1 protein-coding gene is annotated in these 798 nt (G+C 68.3%); it reads left to right on the forward strand.

Features of this window, described 5'->3' with window-relative positions; translation table 11 throughout:
• Positions 1 to 798 (forward strand): AMP-binding protein (locus tag G4D83_RS45225; RefSeq protein WP_163871168.1); only part of this gene is annotated, 798 nt, incomplete at both ends.

Raw genomic sequence — 798 nt, forward strand, 5'->3', positions numbered from 1 at the left:
TCGACTCCGCCTCCATCACTCGCCTGGTGGAGCACTTGCGGACGCTGCTGCGCTCCGCTCTCGCTCAGCCCTCTCTCCCCGTCTCCTCTCTGTCGATGATGGACGAGGCCGAGCAGTCGCGAGTGCTCGTGGAATGGAATGCCACCACCGCCGACTTCCCGGCCGACGCGTGCGTGCACCAGCTCTTCAGCGCCCAGGCTTCTCGCACTCCCGAGGCCCTGGCGGCGGTCAGTGATTCCGGCTCGCTCACCTATGGGCAGTTGGAGGCGCGTTCCTCCCGGCTTGCTTCGCACCTGGCGTCCCTGGGCGTGAAGCCCGGGACTCTCGTTGCCCTCTGCATGGAGCGCTCGCTGGAGCTGCCGGTGGCGCTGCTGGGCATCCTCAAAGCCGGCGCCGCCTACGTGCCTCTGGACCCCAGCTACCCGCGCGAGCGGCTCACCTTCATGCTGCGCGACTCCGCCGCGCCAGTGCTTCTCACCCAGCACTCGCTGCGCTCATTGCTGCCCGACGGCCCCGCTGTCATCTGCATCGATGCTCAGGAAGATGCTTTCTCCGGCACGGCCTCACCGGCATCCGTCTCCGGTGCCGAGCACCCGGCTTACGTCATCTACACCTCCGGCAGCACCGGCCAGCCCAAGGGCACCGTCGTCTCCCACCGCGCCTTGGCCAACCATATGGCCTGGCTGCTCTCCACCTTCGGCCTGACGGCCGCGGACCGCGTGCTGCAGAAGACGCCGTTGAGCTTCGATGCTTCCGTCTGGGAGTGCTGGGCTCCGCTGCTGGTGGGCGCTCCCCTCG

This window comes from Myxococcus eversor (assembly GCF_010894455.1).
GTDB lineage: Bacteria > Myxococcota > Myxococcia > Myxococcales > Myxococcaceae > Myxococcus > Myxococcus eversor.